We start from the raw sequence: 25,578 nt of genomic DNA, 5'->3' as shown, positions 1-25,578 counted from the left end.
TAATGGGCTATCCTGCCTGACCCGTGCCACCCGGTGCCGGGAGATTGCAGGGAAAGGGTTCCATGATCGACAGCAAGTTGCCCAACGTGGGCACCACTATCTTTACCGTCATGTCACAGCTGGCCGCCGAAACCGGCGCTATCAACCTGTCCCAGGGTTTTCCCGATTTTGATGGGCCGCAGGCGCTGCGCGATGCGGTCTGTCGGCATGTCACTCAAGGTCATAACCAATACTCACCGATGACCGGGCTGCCGGCACTTCGTCAGCAGGTCGCGGCAAAGATCGCGCGCAGTTACGGGCGTGAGATTAACCCCGACAGCGAAATCACCATTACGCCCGGTGCCACCCAAGCGATTTTCTGCGCGATCCAGAGCGTTATCCGTACTGGCGACGAAGTGATCATTTTTGACCCTTGCTATGACAGCTACGAGCCCGCCGTCGAGCTGGCTGGAGGGCGCTGTGTTCACGTGCAATTAGGACTGGAGGACTTCTCCATCGACTGGCAAAAGCTCAGCGATGCGTTAAGCCCGCGTACACGCATGATTGTCATCAATAGCCCGCACAACCCGAGCGGTGCCCTGATCAGTCGTGCAGAGCTTGATCGACTGGCTGCGCTGATCGCCGATCGTGATATCTACCTGCTCAGCGATGAAGTTTATGAACACCTGGTCTTCGATGGCGCGCGCCATGTCAGCGTGCTTGATCACGAGGCACTGTATCAGCGCGCCTTCGTCGTCAGCTCGTTCGGCAAGACATATCACGTCACAGGCTGGAAAACCGGTTACGTGGTCGCGCCGCCCGCGCTGACTTCCGAACTGCGCAAGGTGCATCAGTACGTCAGTTTCTGTGGTGTCACGCCATTGCAGTATGCGCTGGCCGATTTCATGGCCGAGCACCCGGAGCATGTCGACGAGCTGCCAGGTTTCTACCAGGCCAAGCGGGATTTCTTCTGCGGCCATCTGGCTGAATCGCGTTTCAGCTTCCAGCCTGTTGGCGGTACTTATTTCCAGTTGGTCGATTACTCGCAGATACGGCCTGACCTGAATGACGTCGACATGGCGCTGTGGATGACCCGTGAACACGGTGTGGCGAGCATTCCGATTTCTGTGTTCTACCAGAGCCCTCCAGCAGGCCAGCGTCTGATTCGCCTGTGCTTCGCCAAGCAAGAGGACACGTTGCGTCAGGCGGCGGAGAAACTATGCGCGATATAAGCGAACTGCCAAACCTGAACCTTGCGCTGATTCAAACGACTCTGGCATGGCATGACCGCGAGGCTAACCTGGAGCATTTCGAGCACTTGCTGGGCCAGGCGCATGGCGCTGATCTGGTGATCCTGCCTGAAATGTTCACCACCGGGTTCTCGATGGAGTCCGAGGCCCTGGCTGAGCCTGAGGCAGGTCCTACATCGACCTGGCTGTTGGCGCAGGCTAAGCGGATCAATGCGGTGGTGACCGGCAGCGTCATCATTCGCGCTGCCGATGGCACTTATCGCAACCGTCTGCTGTGGGCGCGACCGGATGGTGAGTTGCTGCATTATGACAAGCGTCACTTGTTTCGTATGGCGGGTGAACACGAACACTACACGCCGGGCGAGCGTCAGGTGATGTTTGAGCTCAATGGGTGGCGTATTCGCCCGCTGATCTGTTACGACCTGCGCTTTCCGGTCTGGAGCCGTGACGCCGAAAGTACCGACCTGTTGCTGTACACCGCCAACTGGCCAGGCGCGCGACGTCTGCACTGGAACCGCCTGCTGCCCGCCAGGGCCATCGAAAACCTGTGCTACGTTGCCGCGGTCAATCGGGTAGGGTCGGACGGGAAGGGCTTTGCGTACACCGGTGACAGTCAGGTTCTGGATTTTCAAGGCGAGAGCCTGTTGGGCGCAGGCGAAGCGGATGGAGTGTTCAGGGCGACGTTAAGCGCGGCAGACTTGCAAGCCTATCGCACACGCTTTCCGGCCGGGCTGGACGCTGACTCTTTTAATATTCAATAAAATTACTTCAGAATGTTACGAGTCGGCCGATAGTGTGTGCAGACAACCTGGAGACCGCCATGATTACCATCAATACGTCCACATTGAACAGCTATTCAAGCCCGTTGACCTTAGCGGTTAAATCTACCGACGCAGAGGCAATCAAGTCTGCAACTACCACGACTGAAGCAGAGAAGACCTCTGATCAGGCCTCGACCGAAGGCGGTAAGGCCGGAGCGGCCGGTGGTGGGGGCAGCGTTGGTGGCTCCAGCAAATCGGCTCTTAATCAGACGATCGAACAGATAAAGCAGCAGATCAAGGACGCCCAGAAGCAACTGGCTCAACAGCAGGCGCAATTGGCTGCCGCTCAAAGCGGTAATGGCACAGCGGAAGAAAAGGCCCAGAAAGCCATGGCGATTCAGGGCCAGATTGCGTCCACCAGCGCTAACCTGCAGACGCTGCAAGCATCCTTGCTGCAGCTGGAGACTGAAGGTGGCGTCAACACCACTGCCTGATGTCCTGACGCGGATGATGATCTGGACTATCGTGCCGATGCTCGGCGCCGGCATGCAGTTCTGGACGCTCTGCGTCCGATCCTGAATGTGCGGTGCGGCGTGGATTTATGACGCAGAGCGTCATGAACGGCATTCCCACGCTGGAGCGTGCGGAACGATAACCTCAACTATCGTGCGACGCTCTGCATCGTATGCAGTTCTGGGCGCTCTGCGGCCTCTTGCGACGCAGAGCGTCGAGAACTGCGTTCCCACGCTGGAGCGTGCGGAACGATGACCTCAACTATCGTGCGACGCTCTGCGTCGCATGCAGTTCTGGACGCTCTGCGTCCGATTTTGAGTGTACGGTTTGGCGCAGATCTGTGACGCAGAGCGTCACAGCACCCAGAGCCCTTACTCGTTCACATTCATGAACTTGCGTGCCCACTCTACGTAGTCTTCAGGCTGCGTATACGTGTGGGTCAATTCGGTAGCGCTCATGTTCGACTCGCTGCCCAGAATCTGGCGTTGTTCGCGCAAGCAGTCGTAGGTAGCTTTGATCGCGGCAAAGTACGCGGCGTGACCATGTACGCAGACTCTCACGCCCATCTCGGCAAGACGCGCATTGTCGTGCAGCTCAGGGTTGCCGTAAGTCACCAGCATCAGCGGTACGGTCACGCCTTCGGATATCTGCGCCAGGTGATCAAAGTCACGAATGCCGACGATGGTAATGCCGTCAGCCCCGGCAGCCTGATACTGCTGAACCCGACTGATGGCTTCCTGAACCGGGATGATCGCCGCGTTGGTGCGAGCGAAAATCGACATCTCCGGGTCGACACGTGCCTCCAGTGCTGCGCGGATCTTGCCAACGCCTTCAGCCGTGGAGATCAGGTCAGTGGATTTGCGCCCGAACTGCGCAGGCAGCAGGGTGTCTTCAATCGTCAATGCCGAGATGCCGGCACGTTCCAGTTCAACAACGGTACGCATGACGTTAAGGGCATTGCCATAACCATGGTCTGCGTCCGCGATAACCGGCAGTTGCGCAACGCGGCCGATGCGCGTGGCCTGTTCAACGAACTCGCTCAGGGTGATCAGTGCGAAGTCAGGTGCTGCCAGTACTTGCAGCGATGCGACAGAACCGCCGAGGATGCCTACTTCAAAGCCCAGATCCGCTGCGATTCGCGCTGACATGGGGTCGAATACCGAGGCGGTGTGAAAGCATGAATTCGACGAGGTGAGCGCACGGAAACTGCGGCGCAAATCTTGATGGGAAGCCTTGGGCATAATCGCTCCAAATGTGATTGGATCAGCTCAGCGTACCGAGGCCGATGGTAATTTCAATGCACGGTGGGTCTGCCCGAGCATTCTTTTCGTCCGGAAATCAATGCAATAGTCGTCTTGGTTTTATAGGAAAGGTGCAGCTGGCAGGTAAGTCCGAGCAGGCATCGTCAGCATATGAATTGCTGTTGGATTGGGCGCGCTCTGGAGTAAGGGCAGCATGCTACCACAGCATAAATGAAAAAGATTATGCCGAAACAGGCAGGGTCATGCGCGGAATGCAAGAGGCTGGTGCAGTGTGAGGCGGGGAGGGAAGAGGGCGATGCGGATGACGGACCTGCGTCCGTCATCCGGCTATTGAATCAGGCAGCTTTGGCCTGGGTCTGGCTGAGTGAGCGATTCAGGGCGCTGAACAGGGCGCGGAAGCTCGCCGTGGTGATGTTTTCATCGATGCCCACGCCATGGACGGCGCGTTCGCCATTCACGCGCAGTTCGATGTAGGCAGCCGCCTTGGCCGTGGTGCCCGAGCCAATGGCGTGCTCGTTGTAGTCCATGATCTCCACAGCAACTGGCAGACCGGCGACCAGCGCTTCCAGAGCGCCTTTGCCCTTGCCGCGCCAATGCTGGGTTTCACCGTCCACATGCACTTCGGCATCGACCGCACTGTTGCCGTTCTCCTCCTGCAACTTGTGGCTGATCAGCGCGTAAGGTGTGTTGGCTTGCAGGTATTCACGGCGCAACAGCGAATGAATCTGCTGAGCGGACATCTCCAGGCCCAGACGATCGGTTTCACCCTGAACCACCTGGCTGAACTCGATCTGCATGCGGCGTGGCAGGGAAATGCCATATTCCTGTTCCAGCAGGTAAGTGATGCCGCCTTTGCCTGACTGGCTGTTGACGCGAATCACCGCCTCGTAGCTACGGCCAATGTCGGCCGGGTCAATCGGCAGGTAAGGCACTTCCCACAACTCGCCGTCCTTCTGCTGGGTGAAACCCTTGCGGATGGCGTCCTGGTGCGAACCGGAGAACGCTGTATGGACAAGGTCGCCAACGTACGGGTGACGTGGGTGCACCGGGATCTGGTTGCACTCTTCGACGACCTTGCGCACACCGTCGATATCCGAGAAGTCCAGCTCCGGGTCGATGCCTTGGGTGTAAAGGTTCAGGGCCACGGTGACCAGATCGACGTTGCCGGTCCGCTCGCCGTTACCGAACAGGCAGCCTTCGACGCGATCCGCACCGGCCATCAGGCCCAGCTCGGTAGCAGCGACGCCTGTACCACGGTCGTTATGAGTGTGCAGGCTGATCAGCACGCTGTCGCGGCGGGTGATGTTGCGACCAAACCATTCGATCTGGTCAGCGTAAATGTTGGGTGTCGCCACTTCCACGGTAGCCGGGAGGTTGAGGATCACCTTGTTCTCGGGCGTCGGGTTCCACACCTCGATCACTGCATCGCAGACTTCCTTGGCGAATTCCAGCTCGGTCGCGCTGAAGGTTTCCGGCGAGTACTCGAAGGTCCACTGTGTTTCAGGCTGTTGTGCAGCGTATTTGACGAACAGCTTGGCCGCATTGACCGCGATTTCTTTCACCCCGGCCTTGTCCTGATTGAAGACGATGCGGCGGAACGACGGGCTGGTCGCGTTATACAGGTGGACGATGGCCTTTTTCGCGCCACGCAGCGATTCGAAGGTGCGAGCGATCAGGTCTTCGCGAGCCTGGGTCAGTACCTGGATGGTGGTGTCATCCGGGATATGGCCGTCTTCGATCAGGGTACGCACGAAGTCGAAGTCAGTCTGCGAAGCCGATGGAAAGGATGCCTCGATTTCCTTGACGCCAACACTGACCAGGGTTTTCCAGAAGCGCAGTTTCTTGGCCGCGTCCATTGGTTCGATCAACGACTGGTTGCCGTCGCGCAGGTCGGAGCTGCACCAGATCGGCGCTGCATCGATGGTCTTCGAAGGCCAGGTGCGGTCAGGCAGATCGATGGTCGGGAATGCGCGGTACTTCTTCGATGGGTCTTTGAGCATGGTCATCAGGAAATCCTTTTGTATTCACGGGGCCGGGTTAGGGTCGGCCTTCCGTTCTAAAAAGCACAGGGGTTGCGAACACAGGGGCGAGGCACAGCAATCTAGCCTGGCAGTCGGGCACTGACCAAGCTGAGGCACCGATGTTGGCGCAACAGAATAAGGGTTTGAGAGGTTTTCATGAGGCCAACCGTAACCATTGGAATGAATGATGGCAAGCACTTGAAAAAGATTAGGATAAATTCTCGAAAATACGCTTTTATCGATTTTTTATAGCGGTTTCTGAGCGTTTATTTGCTGGTTGTTGTTGGCCGAAAGCGATGTGCGCAAGTGAGGGCTTGTGTGAGCGAGCGCCCTAACGCTCACTCACCAACAGGCTTACGGCTGAAAAGCGCCGATGAAGATCGCCGGGTCCACGCGCGCATCGTTGAGGCTGACGTTCCAGTGCATGTGCGGGCCGGTTGCGCGACCTGTAGCACCGACCTTGCCGACCACGCCGCCACGAGGGACCGGATCACCGACTTTCACGTCGATTTTCGACATGTGGCAAAACATGCTGATGAAGCCTTGGCCGTGGTCAACGAATACAGTGTTGCCATTGAAAAAGTAATTACCGGTCAGGATGACCTTGCCCGCAGCCGGAGATTTGATCGGCGTGCCGGCCGGTACAGCGAAATCCAGCCCTGAGTGCGGGTTGCGCTCTTCGCCGTTGAAGAACCGGCGCACGCCGAACCTGCTCGATAGCGGTCCGTTGACTGGCTTGTCCAGAATCAGGTTGCTCGGCGTTCCGGGGCTGAAGCTGCGGTAGGCGCGTAGCTGTTCAGCCAGTTCGCCCTCGATACGCTTGTTGTCTTCAGGGTTTGGGTTCACCTGACGTTTGTTCTTGAGCGTGATGTGCTGTTCCGGGTATTTCTTGCTTCCAACCGTGAAGTTCAGCGTGCGCCCGCCCGAGGTCACTTGTTGAGTGCCGGGTTTGACCGTCAACGGGATGCCGACGATGGCCAGCCAGCGCGTGCCCTGTTCCTTGACCACCAGCACTGGTTTGCCTTGATAGGTGGCGGTCGGAGCCTGAGCGCCGGTGCCCAGATCGATAACCGCCACACCGCCGGGTACAGGCTTGTCGAGTGCGCGAGTGATGAAACTGTCGGCGTGAGCGGGAAGGCAGAGCAGCAGGGCGAACAGCGGGGCAATAAAACGTAGCATCAGGCAGTCAGTCCAGAAGGGAAAGGGTCACAGGCGTGAGGTGATTGTCTTCGACGCGTACTTGTAGTTCGCCTTCGCCGAGCCTGGCGGTGAGCCGTTGGCCCGTTTGCGTCTGTGCAGCGTTACGGATCGCTTGGCCCCGCTCGTCGAGCAGAATGCTGTAGCCGCGCCCCAGCGTGGCGAGCGGGCTGACCACGTTGAGGGTCTGCATCTGACTTTGCAGTTGCAGCTTGCGCGCCTTGATCTGTTCGCGGATGGCTCTGGGCAGCCGCTCGGCCAGGGCATCCAGACGCTGACGCAAAAAGGCCAGGGTCCGGCCCGGGTGCTGGGCAGCAAGGCGGCTCTGCATGTGCGCCAGACGCACCTGACGTTGGTGCATGTTCTGTTCGAAGGCGCGGCGCAGGCGCATGTCCAGGTCATCCAGCCTTTGCGACTGCTGACGCAAGCGCTCGCCAGGATGACGCAGACGCCGCGAAATGCCCTCAAGACGCAGGCGCTCGCGCATCAGGCGGTCCTGCATGCGGCTGACTAATCGCCGGTGCAGGTTGTCGACGCGTCGATGCAGGTCACTGGAGTCCGGGGCGAGCAGTTCGGCGGCAGCGGAGGGCGTCGGTGCGCGCACATCGGCCACGAAATCACTGATGGACACATCGGTTTCATGGCCAACGGCGCTGACAATCGGCGTCACGCAAGCATCGATGGCGCGGGCGACGGCTTCTTCGTTGAAGCACCACAGGTCCTCCAGCGATCCACCGCCACGGGCGAGTATCAGTGCATCGAAGCCTCTGCTGTCGGCCAGTTTCAGCGCGCGGACAATCTGGTTGATCGCCTCACGCCCCTGAACAGCGGTGGGGATCAATGTCAGTTCGACCCTCGGTGCGCGGCGGCGGAACACACTAATGATGTCGCGGATTACCGCGCCGGTCGGCGAGCTGATGATGCCGATACGTTGCGGATGCAATGGCAAGGCAACCTTGCGCTCGGCGCTGAACAGGCCTTCGTCGCTGAGCTTGGCTTTCAACGCGTCGAACGCCAAGCGCAAAGCGCCATCACCGGCGGGTTCGACGGTGTCGAGAATCAGCTGGTAGTCGCCACGGCCTTCAAACAGCGACACCTTGCCGCGCACCTTGACCTGCAAACCGTCCTTCAGCGCCTGACGCACACGTGCCGCGCTCTGCCGGAACAGCGCGCAACGCACTTGCGCGCCAGAGTCCTTGAGCGTGAAGTACACATGGCCCGAAGCCGGACGCGAGAGATTGGATATCTCGCCTTCGACCCAGATACTGCTGAACACGTCCTCCAGCAACACCCGCGCACGGCCGTTGAGTTGGCTGACAGTAAGGACTTCCCGGTCGAGGCCGAGTCTTGCGAAAGGGTCTTTGATCATGTCGGGCATCATAATGGCAATGCCGGTCTGGCGCACAGGTCCGTATCGTCACTTCGATCAGGATTTCACCTTGACCAGAATCATCAGCCTATTAAGCTGCGGCCTCGAACAGCTTTAAGCGACGCTCCGTTATGAACACCCAAAGCATCATCGTCCCGCAAATTTCCACCTTTCCCGGGCACGAGGCCAGGGCGCGGCTGATTCTGCGCTGGCTGGTCAAGCTCGACGTAGTCGAGCCGGAGCTGACGACATGCGGGCGCACCTATAACAAGATGGCCTATGCCGTGGCACCCGGAGCGAGGAGGGTAGTAAAGCACCCCGATGCCTTGCCTTTCGGGCAAACAGTCAATGGTCTGGAAATTGTCACCAAGCGCTGCATCTACACCCCGCTGAACGACTTCGCCGAAGAGGCCGGTTGCCCGGAGTGCCGCCGCGAAGTGGGGGAGGCGCTGTTCGACAGCCTGGAAGACTGGATGCCCGGTCACACCGATAATTTCACCTGCCCCGAATGCCGTCATGAAGATGACATCAACGGCTTTTTGTTTCTGGACGCCTGCGGATTTTCCAACCTCGGTTTCATCTTCAATAACTGGCTGGATGCGTCGTTCACCCAGACCTTTCTGGATGACTTCGCCGAACGTCTGGATCGCCCGGTGTCCTTCGTTCATGTACGGCTATAAACAGCCTGGATAATAGGCTGAGGTTTACATTGAGCCGACCGGGGTCTATAGGTATAATGGCGCGCTTCCAATTTCCCGCCCGGGAGCCCCCGCGATGCTGCGTATCAGTCAAGAAGCCCTTACATTCGACGACATTCTCCTTGTGCCCGGTTATTCCGAGGTACTTCCCAACGAAGTCAGTCTGAAAACCCGTTTGACCCGTGGCATCGAGCTGAATATACCTTTGGTCTCTGCTGCAATGGATACAGTCACCGAGGCCCGTCTGGCAATTGCCATGGCCCAGGAAGGCGGTATCGGTATCATCCACAAGAACATGACCATCGAGCAGCAAGCTGCCGAAGTGCGCAAGGTCAAGAAGTTCGAGGCCGGTGTCGTCAAGGACCCGATCACGATCGAAGCCGACGCCACTGTTCGTGATCTGTTCGAACTCACCCGCATGCACAACATTTCCGGCGTACCGGTTCTGCACAATGGCGACCTGGTCGGCATCGTGACCTCCCGCGACGTACGCTTCGAAAACCGTCTTGATGTCCCTGTCCGCGAAGTGATGACGCCCAAAGAGCGTCTGGTCACCGTGCGTGAAGGTGCCGACAAGAACGAAGTGCGTGAGCTGCTGCACAAACACCGTCTGGAAAAAGTCCTGATCGTGGATGCCAATTTCGCGCTCAAGGGCATGATGACCGTCAAGGACATCGAAAAAGCCAAGGCGTACCCGCTGGCCAGCAAGGACGATCAGGCTCGCCTGCGCGTCGGCGCTGCTGTCGGCACCGGCAAGGACACTGGCGAGCGCGTCACTGCGCTGGTTGCTGCCGGCGTTGACGTTGTCGTGGTCGACACCGCTCACGGTCACTCCAAAGGTGTGATCGACCGCGTTCGCTGGGTCAAGGAAAACTTCCCTCAGGTGCAGGTCATCGGCGGCAACATTGCCACTGGCGAAGCTGCGAAGGCTCTGGTTGCCGCAGGTGCCGATGCAGTCAAGGTCGGTATCGGCCCAGGCTCCATCTGCACCACGCGCATCGTTGCCGGTGTCGGCGTGCCGCAGATCAGCGCCATCGCCAACGTTTCCGCTGCCCTTGAAGGTACAGGCGTGCCGATGATCGCCGATGGCGGCATCCGCTTCTCCGGTGACCTGTCCAAGGCCATCGTGGCCGGTGCCTCCTGCGTGATGATGGGCTCGATGTTCGCCGGTACTGAAGAAGCGCCAGGCGAGATCGAACTGTTCCAGGGCCGTTCCTACAAGGCCTATCGCGGCATGGGTTCGCTGGGTGCAATGTCCCAGGCGCAAGGCTCGTCCGATCGCTACTTCCAGGACTCGTCCGCAGGTGCCGAGAAACTGGTGCCGGAAGGTATCGAAGGCCGTGTGGCCTACAAAGGTCCGTTGTCGGCCATCATCCATCAGTTGATGGGCGGTCTGCGTTCCTCCATGGGTTACACCGGCAGTGCCGACATCGAGCAGATGCGCACCAAGCCCGAGTTTGTGCGCATTACCGGCGCAGGCATGGCTGAGTCCCACGTCCATGACGTGCAGATCACCAAGGAAGCGCCGAACTATCGCGTTGGTTGATCCGGACTGCATCGTGGTGTGCGCCGCGATGCAGGCCAACACTTTTTATAGCCGGGGCTGTTGACGCAGCCCCGTGTCGTTTCTGTTTTTTGACGAGAATGAGTCATGGCCCTCGACATTCACGCCCACCGTATCCTGATCCTCGACTTCGGTTCCCAGTACACCCAGCTGATCGCCCGCCGCGTGCGTGAAATCGGCGTGTATTGCGAGCTGCATCCGTTTGACATGGACGACGAAGCGATTCGCGAATTCGCTCCAAAAGGCGTGATCCTCGCCGGCGGCCCCGAGTCCGTACACGAAGCCAACAGCCCACGCTGCCCGCAAGCGGTATTTGACCTGGGTGTGCCGGTTTTTGGTATCTGCTACGGCATGCAGACCATGGCCGAGCAGTTGGGCGGCAAGGTTGCTGGTTCCGAGCTGCGCGAGTTCGGCTACGCTCGCGTTGACGTAGTCGGCAAAAGCCGTCTGCTCGATGGTATCGAAGACCATATCGACGCCGACGGCCTGTTTGGCCTCGACGTATGGATGAGCCACGGTGACAAGGTCACCAAACTGCCGGAAGACTTCCACATTCTGGCCAGCACCCCGAGCTGCCCGATTGCCGGTATGGCTGACGACGCTCGCGGTTACTACGGCGTGCAGTTCCACCCGGAAGTGACCCACACCAAGCAGGGCGGTCGCATCCTGTCGCGCTTCATCCTCGACATCTGCGGCTGTGAAGCGCTGTGGACCCCTTCGAAGATTGCTGAAGACGCTATCGCTCAGGTTCGCGCTCAGGTTGGTACTGACAATGTGTTGCTGGGCCTGTCCGGCGGCGTTGACTCCTCCGTGGTCGCGGCGCTGTTGCACAAGGCCATTGGCGATCAACTGACCTGCGTATTCGTCGACAACGGCCTGCTGCGCCTGCACGAAGGCGAGCAAGTAATGGCCATGTTCGCCGAGAACATGGGCGTCAAGGTGATTCGCGCCAACGCTGAAGAGCAGTTCCTGAACAACCTGGAAGGCGAGAGCGATCCAGAGAAAAAGCGCAAGATCATCGGCCGCACCTTCATCGACGTGTTCGATGCCGAGTCCTGCAAGCTGGACAACATCAAGTACCTGGCGCAAGGCACCATCTACCCCGACGTGATCGAGTCGGCTGGCGCGAAAAGCGGCAAGGCCCACGTCATCAAGTCGCACCATAACGTGGGCGGCCTGCCGGAAGAAATGAACCTCAAACTGGTCGAGCCACTGCGCGAACTGTTCAAGGACGAAGTCCGCCGCCTGGGCCTCGAACTCGGCCTGCCGTACGACATGGTCTACCGCCACCCATTCCCAGGCCCAGGCCTGGGTGTGCGCATCCTCGGCGAAGTGAAGAAGGAATACGCCGACCTACTGCGTCGTGCCGACCACATCTTCATCGAAGAACTGCGCAAGGCCGACTGGTACCACAAGGTCAGCCAGGCGTTTGTAGTGTTCCAGCCGGTCAAATCGGTTGGTGTGGTCGGCGACGGCCGCCGCTACGCCTGGGTCGTCGCCCTGCGCGCTGTCGAAACCATCGACTTCATGACCGCTCGCTGGGCGCACCTGCCTTATGAGCTGCTGGAGACGGTGAGCGGTCGGATCATCAACGAGATCGAAGGGATTTCGCGGGTGACTTATGATGTGTCGAGCAAGCCGCCGGCTACTATTGAGTGGGAGTGACCCTGCGTCCGGCATTATCTAGCAAGAAATGCTCTGGAGCCCGCGTAATTGCGGGCTTTTTTTTGGAGGTGGTAAAATCTGGAAGCTTTGTTTGTCGCTATGGTAGAGAACCAACTAAGCACCATCGGTGCCAAGCATTAAAATTATCCTAGGCGCCAGTCAGGACGCGTTGTAGGAGCAATGCAATGGCTACGCTGATACAAGCTGACCCTGCTAGCATCCAATAAACATAAGGTATTAATTTTTCAATGTTAGCAAGCCTGGTCTGCAGTGTGTCGAATTTGCTTGGGTTCTTTAGTTGATCAGCTGCTTTAGTTAGGTTCGTGGCGGAGAGTTTTAATTCTTGTGCTGAAAGGCGTAGCTCTCTCGCAGAAGTTTTTAATTCGCTCGGAGCGCTATCCGGATCCTTATTGTCGACGGGCGGCTTCTTACTACTTTCGATAGGGTGAGTCTTTAGTCTGATTTCTCCGGTAACCTTAGCTAATCTCAGTGCAATTGCACAGGCTAGAAGAAAAGAAGCAATATACTCGGAGGTGCTAATAGTATTCTCGTAAGTTAAAACTTGACCGCCTGTCTGGCTAATTAAGTCGAGTTGCTGCAAGTAATTCGCCCAGCTGTGATAAAGGCTTTTCACACGCTCGGATAGAGTATGGTTTGAGTAATTAGGCGCCGTTGTATGCTTTGTTAAATAGATGATGAGCTTGACGTCTGGCTCAGTCCCGGTCCGAGAGAGTGGTCGAATCTTCGTAAATACCTCGCAAGCTGCGTCTAACTCCGCAATGTCTTCTTTGGCTAGGTTTTTACGAGCAGGTGCAGTGGAAGGCACGCAAATGTCAGGGTCACTCAGATTCGTTGCCGCGATGTTTAAAGATTGAATTGCTAATCTCCCAAAGGACTCCTCCATGTCGCGTTCGGCTATTTTAATATTGGCTTCTGTTTGCAAAATGTGTATAAGTAATGCAAGGGATCCTATTATTATCCAAATGTAGTCTACTCGTTTCCAACCAATCTCACCTATTCGCATAGGAGCGAGCTTTGACTTCCATACAAGAGCCCAGCAAAGCACTAAATAAATAAATGCTATCCCTGAAACAGCCAAAGCTACGGTCAAAGCCATTTGCGTAACGGTTTCCTGCTCCATAAACATCTCCTGATGTTAACGCATTTAGGTTAGCCAGCTTGTCGGCAGGTTTTTAAGTTTCTAAAGCCAATGATTCACATGTTCGGGCTGACGATTCAAACAAGGATAATGTTCATGCGTTAGCAGGGGGATTGGGTAAAAAACTCTGGACTTTACCGTTCATTAGTCATGTGCTGATCGCAGCAGGAGAGTCGAAAGATGGATTGGCAGGTGCGGTGAGGGCCGGTACAGGCCGGTGCAGGTGCTGCGGTCGAGGCAGGCATTGTGGCTGCTGACGTCGTTACCGCTGCGATCAAGCGTGGACGCATCAATTCGGGCCTCGCTCGCTTTTCAAGCTGCTGCGGTGGCTATGTCCGAACCTCGGGCTGCGCCGGACTCAGTGAAGACCTTTGCTGGTCTGTTGTAGAGTAGAATTCGGTTTTAGATTGCCCGGCAAGCGTTGATAAAAGGGCATCCTGCAAGGGCAAACTATAAAGCTCGCCACGAGCAGCCCAAAAATCATACTCCGGGGTTGCTTTATCCGCATTTTGCGAGCAAAACAATAACATTGACGCACACGCGCGCTCGTAAAAATCAGGCAAACGCCACGCCAGGGTTCTGGCTTACAGGTTGGTAGCCCTCTCAACAGGACAACCTGCTGAGCGTATTTTAGTAAGGTCTGCTGACACCGAGGCCGGTTTACCTGATCAAGCCCGGCGATCTGCGATCGCCCCGCGCGGTGTGCGCCATGTACGTTTACGTGTGATACCTGCAAGGCTGAGATCCGTTAATTCTCAACTCCATCAAGGACGAGCAATGGCTTCCAACTATCCAACGCCAGGTGTGTACATCAATGAAGTTAACGGCTTTGCCAACTCGGTGGTGCCAATAGCCACTGCAGTGCCTGCTTTTATCGGCTACACACCGAGAGCGGATTACCAGGGCGAGTCGTATTACAACAAGCCTCAGAAGATCTCTTCGTTCATGGAGTTCCAGGCCTTTTTCATGCTGGACAACCTGCCGCCGCCTGCTGATTCTGCCAGGCAGTACAGTCCGGAGTATTACCTGGTTCAACAGAAGGAGCTGCCGACATCCGGCGAATACCTGACGCTGAACAATCAGTATTATTCCATCCTGCCAGACCCGAGTACGATCTACTACCTCTACAACAGCATACGCCTCTTCTATCTGAATGGCGGTGGTGATGCTTACATCGTGGCGGTCGGTCCCTATGGCCCGCCCAGCAAAAAACCTGCGACCGACCCGGCTGCTCCGGTAATCAATCCCAACGTCCAACTGGCTGATCTGCAGCGCGGGCTGGCCCTGCTCAAAAATGAGCTGGAGCCGACAATGTATATCTGCCCCGAGGCAACGCTGTTGTCTGTGGCCGACAATGGCACATTGATGCAGGGTATGTTGTTGCAGGCACAGGAAATGGGCACTGCGATGTGCATATTCGACGTCATTGGCGGTGCCAACCCCGACCCTATCCTTTATACCCAGGACATCCAGACCTTCCGCGACAGCACAGGCAACACCGGGCTCGAGTACGGCGCCAGCTACTACCCGTTTATCGGCACCACGATCATGCAGCAGCCGGACATCGACTTCACCAATCTGTTTGGCGGTGATACGACCCAACTGGCTCCTTTGCTGAATCCGCCATCGGCACCCAATGCTGCGGTCGCCGCCCTGCTTGAGATGATCCAGAAGCCACCAGCCGACCCGATGACAAACAGTCAGTTGCAGGCCGCGCTGCTTGTCGCCAGTCCGCTCTACAGCCAGATTGTCACGCATGTGTTGTCGAGCGCTAACACGTTGCCTCCAAGCGGCGCTATCGCGGGAGTCTATACCGTCAACGACAATACCAACGGGGTGTGGGGTGCGCCTGCAAACGTCGGCATCGTCGGGGCTGCCAGCCTGCCGATTCGTCTGTCGGACTCACAGCAGGAAACGCTCAACATTGATGCCGTTTCCGGAAAATCGGTTAACGCCATTCGTTTTTTCAACGGCCAGGGCATTTTGATCTGGGGGGCTCGCACGTTGGATGGCAACAGCCAGGAATGGCGTTACGTATCCGTGCGCAGGACCATGACCTTCCTTGAACAGTCGGTCAAGCTGGCCGCACGCCAATACATCTTTAGCCCGAATACGTCCGACACCTGGTTGGCGGTTAAAAGCATGATCACCAGTTTCCTGATGGGGGTCTGGAGGTCAGGTGGTTTGCAGGGCTCGTCGCCTGCGGATGCCTTTCAGGTCAACGTCGGGCTGGGCAGTACCATGACGGCCGATGATGTGCTCAATGGCTACTTGCGCGTTTCCGTTCTTGTGGCGACCGTCAGACCTGCTGAATTTCTGGTCATCATGTTCCAGCAAGAGCAGGCGAAGTCTGCCTGACAGGAGCACTCAGCAACGCTCGGCTTTATTTACTGACGATTGAGTGCCTGGAGCAAAAAGCACGGATGCCAACAATCCTTGCTTGAAGATTTCCGCAACTCATCGTGTTCTGCCCACTCACCCCAAACCGCGGCGACTCCACTCATGTTCAAACGCATTCTGTCCGCTCTCAGCGGCAAGAAATCTCAAGCTTCAACAGATAACGCGCCTGCTGATACGACGTCGCCAGAAGCCCACGACGGCGAGTTGATCACTGCCTACGACAGTTACGGACGCGAGATAAAGATCACTCGGGCCGAGTGGCGCGAGAAGGTGTTCCTGCCCAATCTGAAGCAGCAGTGGGGCGATGCTGACGAGCTCTACAATCTCATTGTTTCGGGCCTGAACGATGGATTTGCGACTGATCTAATGCCAGCAGCCGAACGACTGGTCGAGATCGACGCTAATCCCGAGCGCAGCCATGTGGTGAACGGTATCGTGCTGATGCATAACGCCCGGCTTGATGCCGCAGAAGCCACGCTGCGCGAAGGGCTGGCGAAAGTCGGTGTGTCGGGAATCATTCTGACCAATCTGGCCAAGGTGTTTGCCGAGCGTGGTGAACAATCAGTTGCAGAGGCAACGCTATGGCAGGCGGTTGAAGCCGACCCGAATCAAGAGAATGGTGTGATGTGGTGGCTGAGCATCCAGCAGGAGCGGGGCGGCGAGGCGGCCTATCTCGCTGCTCTTCACACAGTAGCGGCGTTGCCGGGCAGTTGGCGTGCGCAGCTGTGGATGGCGCGGCATTACCTGCAACAGCAGAACGTCGAGCAGGCGCGCGTGCTGTATGAAGAAGTGTTGGCAGGTGGCCAGTTCGACCGAAGCGCGCTGCAGATGATCTCGGGGGATCTGGGCAACAATGGCCACATTCCGCTGATCGTCGAGCTTGTCGGGCCTGCTTATGATGAGCACAAACATGATTCGACGGCAGGTCTCAACTTGCTGCGTGCCTATCAGGAACTGGGCAGGGTGGATGAAGGCGAGGCCTTGCTTACGCGCTTGTATGCCCTCGGCTTTGCGCCAATCAAAAGTCACCTTGACCAGTTTGCGCACGCTTTCGAGGACGTGCGCAGGCAGGAAGACAAAGGCATTCCGATTGATCCTGCCAGCGTGGCGATCAATACCGTGGCGTTGACCAAGCCGGTCTGGCACTACGGTTTGCGCAATGCTGACTGGCTCTTCGCGCAAAAACCGGAAGGTGCGCCAGAAATCTGTTTCTTCGCCTTGTCCAAAATCATGGAGAAAGCAGAGCCCGCCGAATCGCAGCGCGAGGATGATGTCGGGCGCTATACGCGTGCCATCCCTCTTTACATGGCTGAGTCGGTTCACTACTGGAATGACTATGCAGCCAATTTTTATGTCCAGGTCGCGGAGGGTGCGGGGCCGGTCGTATCGGGGGTTGAGGTCGACGGCAACACACTTTTCGATATCGTCCCGCCAACGACGAAGTATTTCGTGACGGGCGAGGTGGGTTGTTCGGGTGAGGGCGATCAGGCCCAGTGGCGGATTTCACTGAGCCTATGGAACTGCACGAGCCGCACCCGGCAAACCGTTGAAAACGGTAGTGCAGGCAAGGCGGAACTTGGCGCGCTGGTACTTGATCTTCAACAGCGCTTGCTGGCCGGCATCGGACTCAAGCGTGAGCAGCCACTGGATGTGTTTTACCGGCAGCCTGACGCTGAGGTCTTGCCGGTGTATCTGACCCAGTTGGGCCAATCATTCATGCTGACGTTGCTTGCGAACGACCATTTACCCAAGTCGTCGATGTGGGGTGAGCGCGCCATGCTCGAATGGCCGCTTAACATGGCGCTCCAGTGGCCTGAGATAGAAACCGCAAAACTGATGTACCTCTCCGGCTTGGGAAAGGCTTTCGATTACAAGTCGGATACAGTGGCCGAGCACAAGCAACGAAGCCTGCAAGTGCTGAGCGAACTGGAGCGGGCGAACAGCCCGGCATCGCGCCTCGCACCGCTGATATGGAAAGGGTTTGGCATGCAGGCAGAGTTACAGGATTACCGCGCCAATGTACCGCTTGATGCAGAGCCGGCGTATATCGAATGGCTGGAGCGGGTTAGTCAGTCGTAGCGCGGTTGATTGATGCAAAAAGCCGGAGCGGGCGTCACTGCCTTGCCCGGCTTTTTTACGCCTCGACTTCAGTTCGTGGTATCCACCCTTATCTTTACGCAAATGCAGGTGTATCGTATTCGCCCCTCGCATTTGCTCGCAGATGCGCTCAGTCGTCGTTTTTGAGGTTGCGCCGTTCATGTCCTTTACCCGTCGTCAAATCCTTACAGGCATCGCCGGTCTTGCTGTCGTCGGCCTTGGCGCGGGTGGTGCTTCGCGTTACTGGATGGGGCGTCGTGAGTCGCAAGCGGGTTCGGACTTCGTGCTGATCGCTGCACCGCTGGATATAGAGTTGGTCTCTGGCCACAAGACACCTGCCTGGGCGTTTGGCGGTTCTGCACCGGGCACCGAGTTGCGGGTGCGGCAGGGCGAGTGGTTGCGCTTGCGCTTCATCAACCAGCTGCCGGTCGAGACGACCATTCACTGGCATGGTATCCGCTTGCCGCTGGAGATGGATGGCGTGCCGTACGTTTCACAGTTGCCAGTGAAGCCGGGTGAATATTTCGATTACAAATTCCGGGTGCCGGATGCCGGTAGCTATTGGTATCACCCGCACGTCAGCAGCAGCGAAGAGCTGGGCCGTGGGCTGGTCGGGCCGCTGATCGTTGAAGAGCGCGAGCCCACCGGTTTCGCCCATGAGCGCACGGTCAGCCTGAAAAGCTGGCATGTGGATGAAGTTGGCGCGTTTACCGAGTTCAGCGTGCTGCGTGAGGCGGCGCGTGAAGGTACGGCGGGTCGGCTTTCGACATTGAATGGTGTTCCGCAGGCGGTCATTGAATTGCCTGCTGGGCAGATTACCCGCGTGCGCTTGCTCAACCTCGATAATACCGTCACCTACCGCCTCAACCTGCCGGACGCGGAGGCGCAGATTTATGCGCTGGATGGCAACCCGGTCACGCCGCGACCGTTTGGTGACGAGTACTGGCTGGGGCCGGGCATGCGCATCTGTCTGGCGATCAAGGCACCGCCTGCGGGTGAGGAAATTTCATTGCGTAACGGCCCGGTGCGTCTGGGGACATTTCGCTCGGTCGCCAATAACGACGCGCCCGGCCAATGGCCACCCGAGCTGCCTGCCAACCCGGTGGCCGAGCCGGATATGGATAACGCCGAGAAGATCAATTTCAACTTCGAGTGGGTGGGCTCAATGTCGGTCAACACCGACAACGGCAAGCCGCCCAGCCTGTGGCAGATCAACGGCGAAGCCTGGGACATCACCGACAAGACCTGCGCCGACCGGCCAATCGCCAAATTGAAGCTGGGCAAGAGCTACATCTTCGAGTTGAAGAACATGACTCAGTATCAACACCCGATTCACTTGCACGGCATGAGTTTTAAGGTGATCGCGTCCAATCGGCGCAAGATCATTCCGTACTTTACCGACACGTTCTTGCTGGGCCGCAACGAGCGGGCGCGGGTTGCGCTGGTGGCGGATAACCCAGGCGTGTGGATGTTCCACTGCCATGTGATCGATCACATGGAAACAGGCCTCATGGCCGCGATCGAGGTGTCGTGATGCGTCAGCCGCAAATCATCGACCGCAGCAAGGATCAGGACTTCATGCGTGAGGCCCTGGCGCTCGCCGCGCAAGGCGCATTGCTGGGCGAAGTGCCGGTCGGTGCAGTCGTGGTGCAGAACGGCGAGATCATCGGTCGTGGTTACAATTGCCCGATCAGCGCGAGCGACCCCAGTGCGCATGCCGAAATGGTCGCTATTCGTGATGCCGCCAGGGCGCTGGATAATTATCGTCTGCCGGGCAGTACGCTTTACGTGACGCTGGAACCATGCAGCATGTGCGCCGGGTTGATCGTGCATTCGCGGGTAGCGCGCGTGGTCTACGGCGCGCTTGAGCCCAAGGCGGGCATCGTTCAAAGCCAGGGGCAGTTTTTCAGTCAGGGCTTTCTCAATCACCGCGTGCTGTTTGAGGGCGGGGTATTGGGCGAGGAATGCGGGGCAATGCTGAGCGAGTTTTTCAGAATGCGCCGGGCAGCCAAGGATGCAGATAAAAACCAGGGCGGCGTCTAGAGCGCAGGCTTGTCGGGGCTACTGCCTGAAGCAGGTGCAGGCGGCGCAGGTGGTTGGGTCTTGTCGACACCGGGAACATGCAGGTTGCCATCGGCGACCTGGCTGCCCTCGAGCTGAGGCTGCGTGACCCAGGTCAGAATGTCGTAATAACGACGAATGTTGGCAACGAAATGCACCGGCTCGCCGCCTCGGGCGTAGCCGTAACGCGTTTTGCTGTACCACTTCTTCTGCGCCAGACGCGGCAGCATTTTTTTCACGTCCAGCCATTTATCAGGATTCAGCCCCTCGTTCTGGGCCAATTTGCGCGCATCTTCGAGGTGACCGCTGCCAATGTTGTAGGACGCGAGAGCTAGCCAAGTGCGATCTGGCTCTTTAATCGAGTCGTCCAGCTGATCCTTTACGTAGGCAAGATACTTTGCGCCGCCCTGAATGCTTTGTCGCGCGTCGAGCCTGTTGGTCACGCCCATCGCCTGAGCGGTGTTCTGGGTCAGCATCATCAGGCCGCGCACACCGGTTTTCGAGGTAACGGCCGGTTGCCACATTGATTCCTGATAGCCGATGGCGGCCAGCAATCTCCAGTCGACCTGTTCTTTCTTGGCCGATGTCTGAAAGTGTTTCTCGTATTTGGGCAGGCGTTCCTGCAAATGCTGGGCAAAGGTATAGGCGCCAACGTAGCCGAGTACGTCAACGTGGCCGTAGTAACGGTCTTTCAGGCGCTGCAGCGTGCCGTTCTTCTCGACCCTGTCGAGGTACGCGTTGATTTCATTAAGCAGGCTGTTGTCTTCGCCCGGTGCAACCACCCAGCGTTGTTCGCGGGCTTCGCCCAGGTCGAAGGCTACACGCACGTTGGGAAAGTACACCTGGTTCATCGCCAACTCGTTGGAGTCGACCAGCGTCAGGTCGATCTGGCCTTCATCGACCATGCGCAGGAGATCGACGACCTCGACCGCGTCCGACTCTTCGTATTCAAGGCCGGGATTCTGCGCCTTGAGTGCCGCAAGCTGCTCGGCATGCGCGCTACCTTTCAGGACCACGATACGTTTGCCCACCAGGTCGCCCGGGTCGGTGGGGCGCGACTGGCCGTTGCGGTAGACAACCTGAGGGGTCACTTCCAGATAAGAGTGCGAGAAACGCGCCTGTTGTTTGCGCTTTGGCGTCTCGATCAGGCCCGCGGCACCCAGGACCGGGCCGCCCGGCTTGTTCATCTGGTCGAACAGATCGTCCAGATTGTCGGCTGTTTCGATCTTCAGTTCGACGCCCAGATCGTCGGCGAAACGCTTGACCAGCTCGTATTCGAAGCCGGTTTCGCCGTTGCGATCCTGAAAGTAAGTCGCCGGGCTGTTACGGGTGATCACCCGCAGTACGCCGTCCTCCTTGACTCGCTCCAGTGTGGTGGGTTTCTCCACACAGGCGCCGAGCATCAGGAAGAGTCCGGTTGCGATGAGCCACTTGGCGCAGCGTGGGCGGAAATCTGGTCTGAAGAACATCGGTGCAGTATACGCAAAGCGCACCGGGCGCCATATCTCGACAGTGAAGCCTGCGTCTGATAGGCGAGGGGGTTTTACAGGCATTTTCAGACTTTTTTTGCGCGGAGCGACATTCGGGCGCACCCGATGCCGCCGTTTTGGGTGATCACAGGCCCGCTTTAGGCTAGAATATGCGGCCTCAAAGCACACCCCCTTCTCGAGGCTGTCCCGAAGATGTTGATCCTGCGCGGTGCTCCTGCCCTTTCTGCCTTCCGCCACAGCAAATTACTAGAACAACTGAAACAAAAAGTTTCAGCTGTCAGTGGCTTGTACGCCGAATTCGCCCACTTCGCGGACGTCAACGACGTTCTGACCAGCGAAGAACAGCAGGTTCTCGATCGTCTCCTGAAATACGGCCCCAGCGTGCCGGTTCAAGAGCCGAGCGGCCGTCTGTTTCTGGTGTTGCCGCGTTTTGGCACCATTTCACCCTGGTCGAGCAAGGCCAGCGACATCGCCCGCAATTGCGGCCTGACGAAAATCCAGCGTATCGAGCGCGGGATTGCCTTCTATGTAGAAGGCCAGTTCAGTGAGGCCCAGGCTCAGGCAATCGCCGACAGCCTGCACGACCGCATGACGCAACTGGTGTTGGGCGATCACGAGCAGGCCGCCAGCCTGTTCAGCCACGCCCAGCCCAAGCCGCTGACCGCGGTGGACATTCTGGGTGGCGGCCGCGCGGCGCTGGAAAAAGCCAACGTCGAACTGGGTCTGGCCCTCGCTGAAGATGAAATCGATTACCTGATCACCAGCTTCAACGGTCTCGGGCGCAACCCGCACGACATTGAGCTGATGATGTTTGCCCAGGCAAACTCCGAGCACTGCCGTCACAAAATCTTCAACGCCAGTTGGGATATCGACGGCCAGAGCCAGGAAAAAAGCCTGTTCGGCATGATCAAGAACACCTATCAGATGCACAGCGAAGGCGTGCTGTCCGCGTACAAGGACAACGCTTCGGTGATCGTCGGCAACGTTGCCGGCCGTTTCTTCCCGGACCCGGAAACCCGTCAGTACGGCGCGGTGCAGGAGCCGGTGCATATTCTGATGAAGGTCGAAACTCACAACCACCCGACCGCCATTGCGCCGTTTCCTGGTGCAGCGACCGGTTCCGGCGGCGAGATTCGTGACGAAGGTGCAACCGGTCGCGGTGCCAAGCCCAAGGCCGGGCTGACCGGTTTTACCGTGTCCAACCTGCAGATTCCCGGTTTCGTGCAGCCTTGGGAAGTGCCATACGGCAAGCCCGAGCGCATCGTCACCGCGCTGGACATCATGATTGAAGGCCCGCTGGGTGGCGCGGCGTTCAACAACGAGTTCGGCCGTCCGGCGCTGACCGGCTACTTCCGTACCTTTGAGCAGTCGATTGCCACGCCACATGGCGACGAAGTTCGTGGTTATCACAAGCCGATCATGCTGGCTGGCGGCATGGGCAACATCCGCGAAGATCACGTCCAGAAGGGCGAGATCACCGTGGGTTCCAAGCTGATCGTGCTGGGTGGCCCGGCAATGCTGATCGGCCTGGGCGGCGGCGCAGCGTCCTCGATGGCGACCGGTACAAGTTCTGCCGATCTGGATTTCGCTTCGGTTCAGCGTGAAAACCCTGAGATGGAGCGTCGTTGCCAGGAAGTGATCGACCGCTGCTGGCAGCTGGGCGACCGTAACCCGATCAGCTTCATCCATGACGTCGGTGCCGGGGGGCTGTCCAACGCCTTCCCTGAACTGGTCAACGATGGCGATCGTGGTGGACGTTTCGAACTGCGTAACGTACCCAACGACGAGCCGGGCATGGCCCCGCTGGAAATCTGGAGCAACGAATCCCAGGAGCGTTACGTGCTGGCCGTCGGCGTCGAAGATTTCGAGCGTTTCAAGGCCATCTGCGAGCGCGAGCGCTGCCCGTTTGCCGTTGTCGGTGAAGCCACTGCCGAGCCGCAACTGACCGTGACCGACAGCCATTTCGGCAACAGCCCGGTGGACATGCCGCTGGAAGTGCTGCTGGGCAAGGCGCCGCGCATGCACCGTTCGGTCGAGCGTGAAGCCGAGATCGGCGATGATTTCGATCCGAGCACGCTGGATATCGAAGAAAGCGTGCAACGCGTATTGCGTCACCCGGCAGTCGCCAGCAAAAGCTTCCTGATCACCATTGGTGACCGCAGCATTACCGGTCTGGTCGCTCGCGATCAGATGGTCGGCCCGTGGCAGGTGCCTGTGGCTGACTGCGCCGTGACTGCGACCAGCTTCGACGTCAACACCGGTGAAGCCATGGCGATGGGCGAGCGCACGCCGCTGGCTCTTCTGGATGCTCCGGCTTCGGGCCGCATGGCGATTGGCGAGACGCTGACCAACATTGCGGCCTCTCGTATTGAAAAGCTGTCTGACATCAAACTGTCGGCCAACTGGATGTCGGCTGCTGGCCATCCCGGTGAAGACGCGCGTCTTTATGACACCGTCAAAGCGGTGGGCATGGAGCTGTGTCCGGAGCTGGGTATCACCATCCCGGTGGGCAAGGACTCGATGTCCATGAAAACCCGCTGGAGCGACGAAGGCACTGAGAAGAGCGTGACTTCGCCGCTGTCGCTGATCGTGACCGGCTTCGCGCCAGTGGTCGACATTCGTCAGACCCTGACGCCTGAATTGCGCATGGACAAAGGCATCACTGACCTGATCCTGATCGATCTGGGCCGTGGCCAGAACCGCATGGGCGCGTCGATTCTCGCCCAGACTCACGGCAAGCTGGGTCGTGTCGCACCAGACGTCGATGACGCTGAAGACCTCAAAGCCTTCTTCGCCGTGATTCAGGGTCTCAATTCCGACGGTCATATCCTGTCCTATCACGACCGTTCCGACGGTGGTCTGCTGGTCAGCACGCTGGAAATGGCCTTTGCCGGTCACTGCGGCCTGAACCTGCACCTCGACGGTGTGGCCGACAACGTCTCCGAGCTAAGCGCGATCCTCTTCAACGAAGAGCTGGGCGCGGTCATTCAGGTGCGTCAGGACGCGACTCCGCTGGTGCTGGCGCAATTCAGCGCGGCCGGTCTGGAAGACTGCGTGGCAGTGATCGGTCAGCCGATCAACAACGATGAAGTATCGATCAGCTTCCATGGCGAGCCGGTATTCAGTGGCCAGCGTCGTCTGCTGCAACGTCAGTGGGCCGAGACCAGCTATCAGATCCAGCGCCTGCGTGACAACGCCGAATGCGCGGATCAGGAATTCGATGCGCTGCTGGAAGAGGACAATCCGGGCCTGACCGTCAAGCTGGGCTTCGACGTCAACGAAGATATCGCCGCGCCGTACATCAAGACGGGCGTCCGCCCTCAGGTTGCCGTGCTGCGCGAGCAGGGTGTCAACGGTCAGGTCGAGATGGCGGCAGCCTTTGATCGCGCAGGCTTCAATGCGATTGACGTGCACATGAGCGATATCCTTGCCGGTCGTGTTGACCTGAACGACTTCAAGGGCATGGTTGCCTGTGGCGGCTTCTCCTATGGCGACGTGCTGGGCGCCGGTGAAGGCTGGGCCAAGTCGGCACTGTTCAACAGCCGCGCCCGCGATGCGTTCCAGGGCTTCTTCGAGCGTGCCGACAGCTTCACGCTGGGTGTGTGCAACGGTTGCCAGATGCTGTCCAACCTGCACGAGCTGATTCCGGGCAGCGAGTTCTGGCCACATTTCGTGCGTAACCGCTCCGAGCAGTTCGAAGCGCGCGTGGCCATGGTCCAGGTTCAGGAATCGGCGTCGATCTTCCTGCAAGGCATGGCCGGATCGCGCATGCCAATCGCCATCGCTCACGGTGAAGGTCACGCAGAGTTCCGCAATGACGACGCGCTGCTTGAGGCGGACGTGTCCGGTACTGTGGCGCTGCGCTTCGTCGATAACCACGGCAAGGTCACTGAAACCTACCCGGCCAACCCGAACGGCTCGCCGCGCGGTATCGGCGGCATGACCACCCTGGACGGTCGCGTGACGATCATGATGCCGCACCCGGAGCGCGTGTTCCGCGCGGTGCAGAACTCGTGGCGTCCCGAGGACTGGAACGAGGACGCTGCCTGGATGCGCATGTTCCGCAACGCGCGGGCCTGGGTTAACTAAGGC

General features: G+C 58.4%; 17 protein-coding genes. 11 read left to right on the top strand and 6 right to left on the bottom strand.

Annotated elements, in window-relative coordinates; translation table 11 throughout:
• Nucleotides 1-62 precede the first annotated feature (62 nt).
• Genes AO068_RS00840 through AO068_RS00830 form a run of 3 tightly spaced genes read left to right on the top strand, consistent with a single transcriptional unit; the run spans nt 63 to nt 2,484 of the window.
• Entirely contained in the window at nt 63-1,211 is a 1,149-nt protein-coding gene (locus tag AO068_RS00840; RefSeq protein ID WP_058407383.1) for a pyridoxal phosphate-dependent aminotransferase, read from the top strand.
• On the top strand, nt 1,199-1,990 hold the full coding sequence (locus AO068_RS00835; protein ID WP_057431714.1) for an amidohydrolase: 792 nt from the start codon (nt 1,199-1,201) through the stop codon (nt 1,988-1,990). Before AO068_RS00840 ends, AO068_RS00835 begins: the two co-directional genes overlap by 13 nt.
• 59 nt (nt 1,991-2,049) lie before the next feature.
• Nucleotides 2,050-2,484 (top strand): hypothetical protein, encoded by a 435-nt coding sequence (locus AO068_RS00830; protein ID WP_005760087.1) that lies wholly within the window; start codon nt 2,050-2,052, stop codon nt 2,482-2,484.
• A gap of 390 nt (nt 2,485-2,874) precedes the next feature.
• Here AO068_RS00830 and AO068_RS00825 read toward each other — a convergent pair whose 3' ends face one another.
• The 4 genes from AO068_RS00825 to xseA all read right to left on the bottom strand — a co-directional run bounded on the left by AO068_RS00825 (nt 2,875) and on the right by xseA (nt 8,352).
• Nucleotides 2,875-3,744: an isocitrate lyase/PEP mutase family protein gene (locus AO068_RS00825; protein WP_002552494.1), complete on the bottom strand. Its 870-nt coding sequence runs from the start codon at nt 3,742-3,744 to the stop codon at nt 2,875-2,877.
• A 356-nt stretch (nt 3,745-4,100) separates the two neighbouring features.
• Nucleotides 4,101-5,771: a 2-isopropylmalate synthase gene (gene leuA, locus AO068_RS00820; protein ID WP_004667426.1), complete on the bottom strand. Its 1,671-nt coding sequence runs from the start codon at nt 5,769-5,771 to the stop codon at nt 4,101-4,103.
• A gap of 369 nt (nt 5,772-6,140) precedes the next feature.
• Complete coding sequence (locus AO068_RS00815; RefSeq protein ID WP_058407382.1) at nt 6,141-6,965, bottom strand: M23 family metallopeptidase; 825 nt, start codon at nt 6,963-6,965, stop codon at nt 6,141-6,143.
• A gap of 7 nt (nt 6,966-6,972) precedes the next feature.
• Nucleotides 6,973-8,352, bottom strand: coding sequence for an exodeoxyribonuclease VII large subunit (gene xseA, locus AO068_RS00810; RefSeq protein WP_161936568.1), 1,380 nt, complete (start codon nt 8,350-8,352; stop codon nt 6,973-6,975).
• Nucleotides 8,353-8,483: 131 nt separating this feature from the next.
• On the opposite strand from xseA, the gene AO068_RS00805 reads away from it, so the two are divergent.
• The 3 genes from AO068_RS00805 (at nt 8,484) to guaA (ending at nt 12,279) form a co-directional block, all read left to right on the top strand.
• On the top strand, nt 8,484-9,032 hold the full coding sequence (locus AO068_RS00805; RefSeq protein WP_004666066.1) for a hypothetical protein: 549 nt from the start codon (nt 8,484-8,486) through the stop codon (nt 9,030-9,032).
• A 94-nt stretch (nt 9,033-9,126) separates the two neighbouring features.
• Complete coding sequence (gene guaB, locus AO068_RS00800; protein WP_004666065.1) at nt 9,127-10,596, top strand: IMP dehydrogenase; 1,470 nt, start codon at nt 9,127-9,129, stop codon at nt 10,594-10,596.
• A 105-nt stretch (nt 10,597-10,701) separates the two neighbouring features.
• Nucleotides 10,702-12,279 (top strand): glutamine-hydrolyzing GMP synthase, encoded by a 1,578-nt coding sequence (guaA, locus tag AO068_RS00795; protein WP_004656303.1) that lies wholly within the window; start codon nt 10,702-10,704, stop codon nt 12,277-12,279.
• Nucleotides 12,280-12,427: 148 nt separating this feature from the next.
• Here guaA and AO068_RS00790 read toward each other — a convergent pair whose 3' ends face one another.
• The gene (locus AO068_RS00790; protein ID WP_058399615.1) at nt 12,428-13,420 is read right to left on the bottom strand and encodes a hypothetical protein; all 993 of its coding nucleotides are present in this window, start codon (nt 13,418-13,420) and stop codon (nt 12,428-12,430) included.
• Between the two features lie 795 nt (nt 13,421-14,215).
• Between AO068_RS00790 and AO068_RS00785 the strand changes: the two genes are divergently transcribed.
• From AO068_RS00785 to tadA, 4 genes are all read left to right on the top strand, one after another.
• Nucleotides 14,216-15,796, top strand: a complete 1,581-nt coding sequence (locus AO068_RS00785) for a phage tail sheath family protein (RefSeq protein ID WP_058399616.1) — start codon at nt 14,216-14,218, stop codon at nt 15,794-15,796.
• Between the two features lie 144 nt (nt 15,797-15,940).
• Entirely contained in the window at nt 15,941-17,917 is a 1,977-nt protein-coding gene (locus AO068_RS00780) for a tetratricopeptide repeat protein (RefSeq protein ID WP_058407381.1), read from the top strand.
• Nucleotides 17,918-18,095: 178 nt separating this feature from the next.
• A complete protein-coding gene (locus tag AO068_RS00775) occupies nt 18,096-19,469 on the top strand; it encodes a multicopper oxidase family protein (RefSeq protein ID WP_005732457.1) in 1,374 nt (457 codons plus the stop codon).
• A complete protein-coding gene (tadA, locus tag AO068_RS00770) occupies nt 19,469-19,978 on the top strand; it encodes a tRNA adenosine(34) deaminase TadA (protein ID WP_044317308.1) in 510 nt (169 codons plus the stop codon). The genes AO068_RS00775 and tadA overlap by 1 nt, the downstream gene beginning before the upstream one ends.
• Here tadA and mltF read toward each other — a convergent pair.
• Nucleotides 19,975-21,465: a membrane-bound lytic murein transglycosylase MltF gene (gene mltF / locus AO068_RS00765; protein WP_058407380.1), complete on the bottom strand. Its 1,491-nt coding sequence runs from the start codon at nt 21,463-21,465 to the stop codon at nt 19,975-19,977. The genes tadA and mltF overlap by 4 nt on opposite strands.
• A gap of 213 nt (nt 21,466-21,678) precedes the next feature.
• On the opposite strand from mltF, the gene purL reads away from it, so the two are divergent.
• Entirely contained in the window at nt 21,679-25,575 is a 3,897-nt protein-coding gene (purL, locus tag AO068_RS00760) for a phosphoribosylformylglycinamidine synthase (RefSeq protein WP_058399618.1), read from the top strand.
• Nucleotides 25,576-25,578 lie beyond the last annotated feature (3 nt).

It is taken from the genome of Pseudomonas sp. ICMP 3272, from assembly GCF_001466905.1.
GTDB classification, from domain to species: Bacteria; Pseudomonadota; Gammaproteobacteria; order Pseudomonadales; family Pseudomonadaceae; genus Aquipseudomonas; species Aquipseudomonas amygdali.
This window is presented reverse-complemented; position numbering and strand designations above follow the sequence as displayed.

What these genes read in the sequence shown, in the direction of transcription:
- AO068_RS00840 (WP_058407383.1), top strand. Translation starts at nt 63, where the DNA reads ATGATCGACAGCAAGTTGCCCAACGTGGGCACCACTATCTTTACCGTC.
- AO068_RS00835 (WP_057431714.1), top strand. Translation starts at nt 1,199, where the DNA reads ATGCGCGATATAAGCGAACTGCCAAACCTGAACCTTGCGCTGATTCAA.
- AO068_RS00830 (WP_005760087.1), top strand. Translation starts at nt 2,050, where the DNA reads ATGATTACCATCAATACGTCCACATTGAACAGCTATTCAAGCCCGTTG.
- AO068_RS00825 (WP_002552494.1), bottom strand. Translation starts at nt 3,744, where the DNA reads ATGCCCAAGGCTTCCCATCAAGATTTGCGCCGCAGTTTCCGTGCGCTC.
- leuA (WP_004667426.1), bottom strand. Translation starts at nt 5,771, where the DNA reads ATGACCATGCTCAAAGACCCATCGAAGAAGTACCGCGCATTCCCGACC.
- AO068_RS00815 (WP_058407382.1), bottom strand. Translation starts at nt 6,965, where the DNA reads ATGCTACGTTTTATTGCCCCGCTGTTCGCCCTGCTGCTCTGCCTTCCC.
- xseA (WP_161936568.1), bottom strand. Translation starts at nt 8,352, where the DNA reads ATGATCAAAGACCCTTTCGCAAGACTCGGCCTCGACCGGGAAGTCCTT.
- AO068_RS00805 (WP_004666066.1), top strand. Translation starts at nt 8,484, where the DNA reads ATGAACACCCAAAGCATCATCGTCCCGCAAATTTCCACCTTTCCCGGG.
- guaB (WP_004666065.1), top strand. Translation starts at nt 9,127, where the DNA reads ATGCTGCGTATCAGTCAAGAAGCCCTTACATTCGACGACATTCTCCTT.
- guaA (WP_004656303.1), top strand. Translation starts at nt 10,702, where the DNA reads ATGGCCCTCGACATTCACGCCCACCGTATCCTGATCCTCGACTTCGGT.
- AO068_RS00790 (WP_058399615.1), bottom strand. Translation starts at nt 13,420, where the DNA reads ATGGAGCAGGAAACCGTTACGCAAATGGCTTTGACCGTAGCTTTGGCT.
- AO068_RS00785 (WP_058399616.1), top strand. Translation starts at nt 14,216, where the DNA reads ATGGCTTCCAACTATCCAACGCCAGGTGTGTACATCAATGAAGTTAAC.
- AO068_RS00780 (WP_058407381.1), top strand. Translation starts at nt 15,941, where the DNA reads ATGTTCAAACGCATTCTGTCCGCTCTCAGCGGCAAGAAATCTCAAGCT.
- AO068_RS00775 (WP_005732457.1), top strand. Translation starts at nt 18,096, where the DNA reads ATGTCCTTTACCCGTCGTCAAATCCTTACAGGCATCGCCGGTCTTGCT.
- tadA (WP_044317308.1), top strand. Translation starts at nt 19,469, where the DNA reads ATGCGTCAGCCGCAAATCATCGACCGCAGCAAGGATCAGGACTTCATG.
- mltF (WP_058407380.1), bottom strand. Translation starts at nt 21,465, where the DNA reads ATGTTCTTCAGACCAGATTTCCGCCCACGCTGCGCCAAGTGGCTCATC.
- purL (WP_058399618.1), top strand. Translation starts at nt 21,679, where the DNA reads ATGTTGATCCTGCGCGGTGCTCCTGCCCTTTCTGCCTTCCGCCACAGC.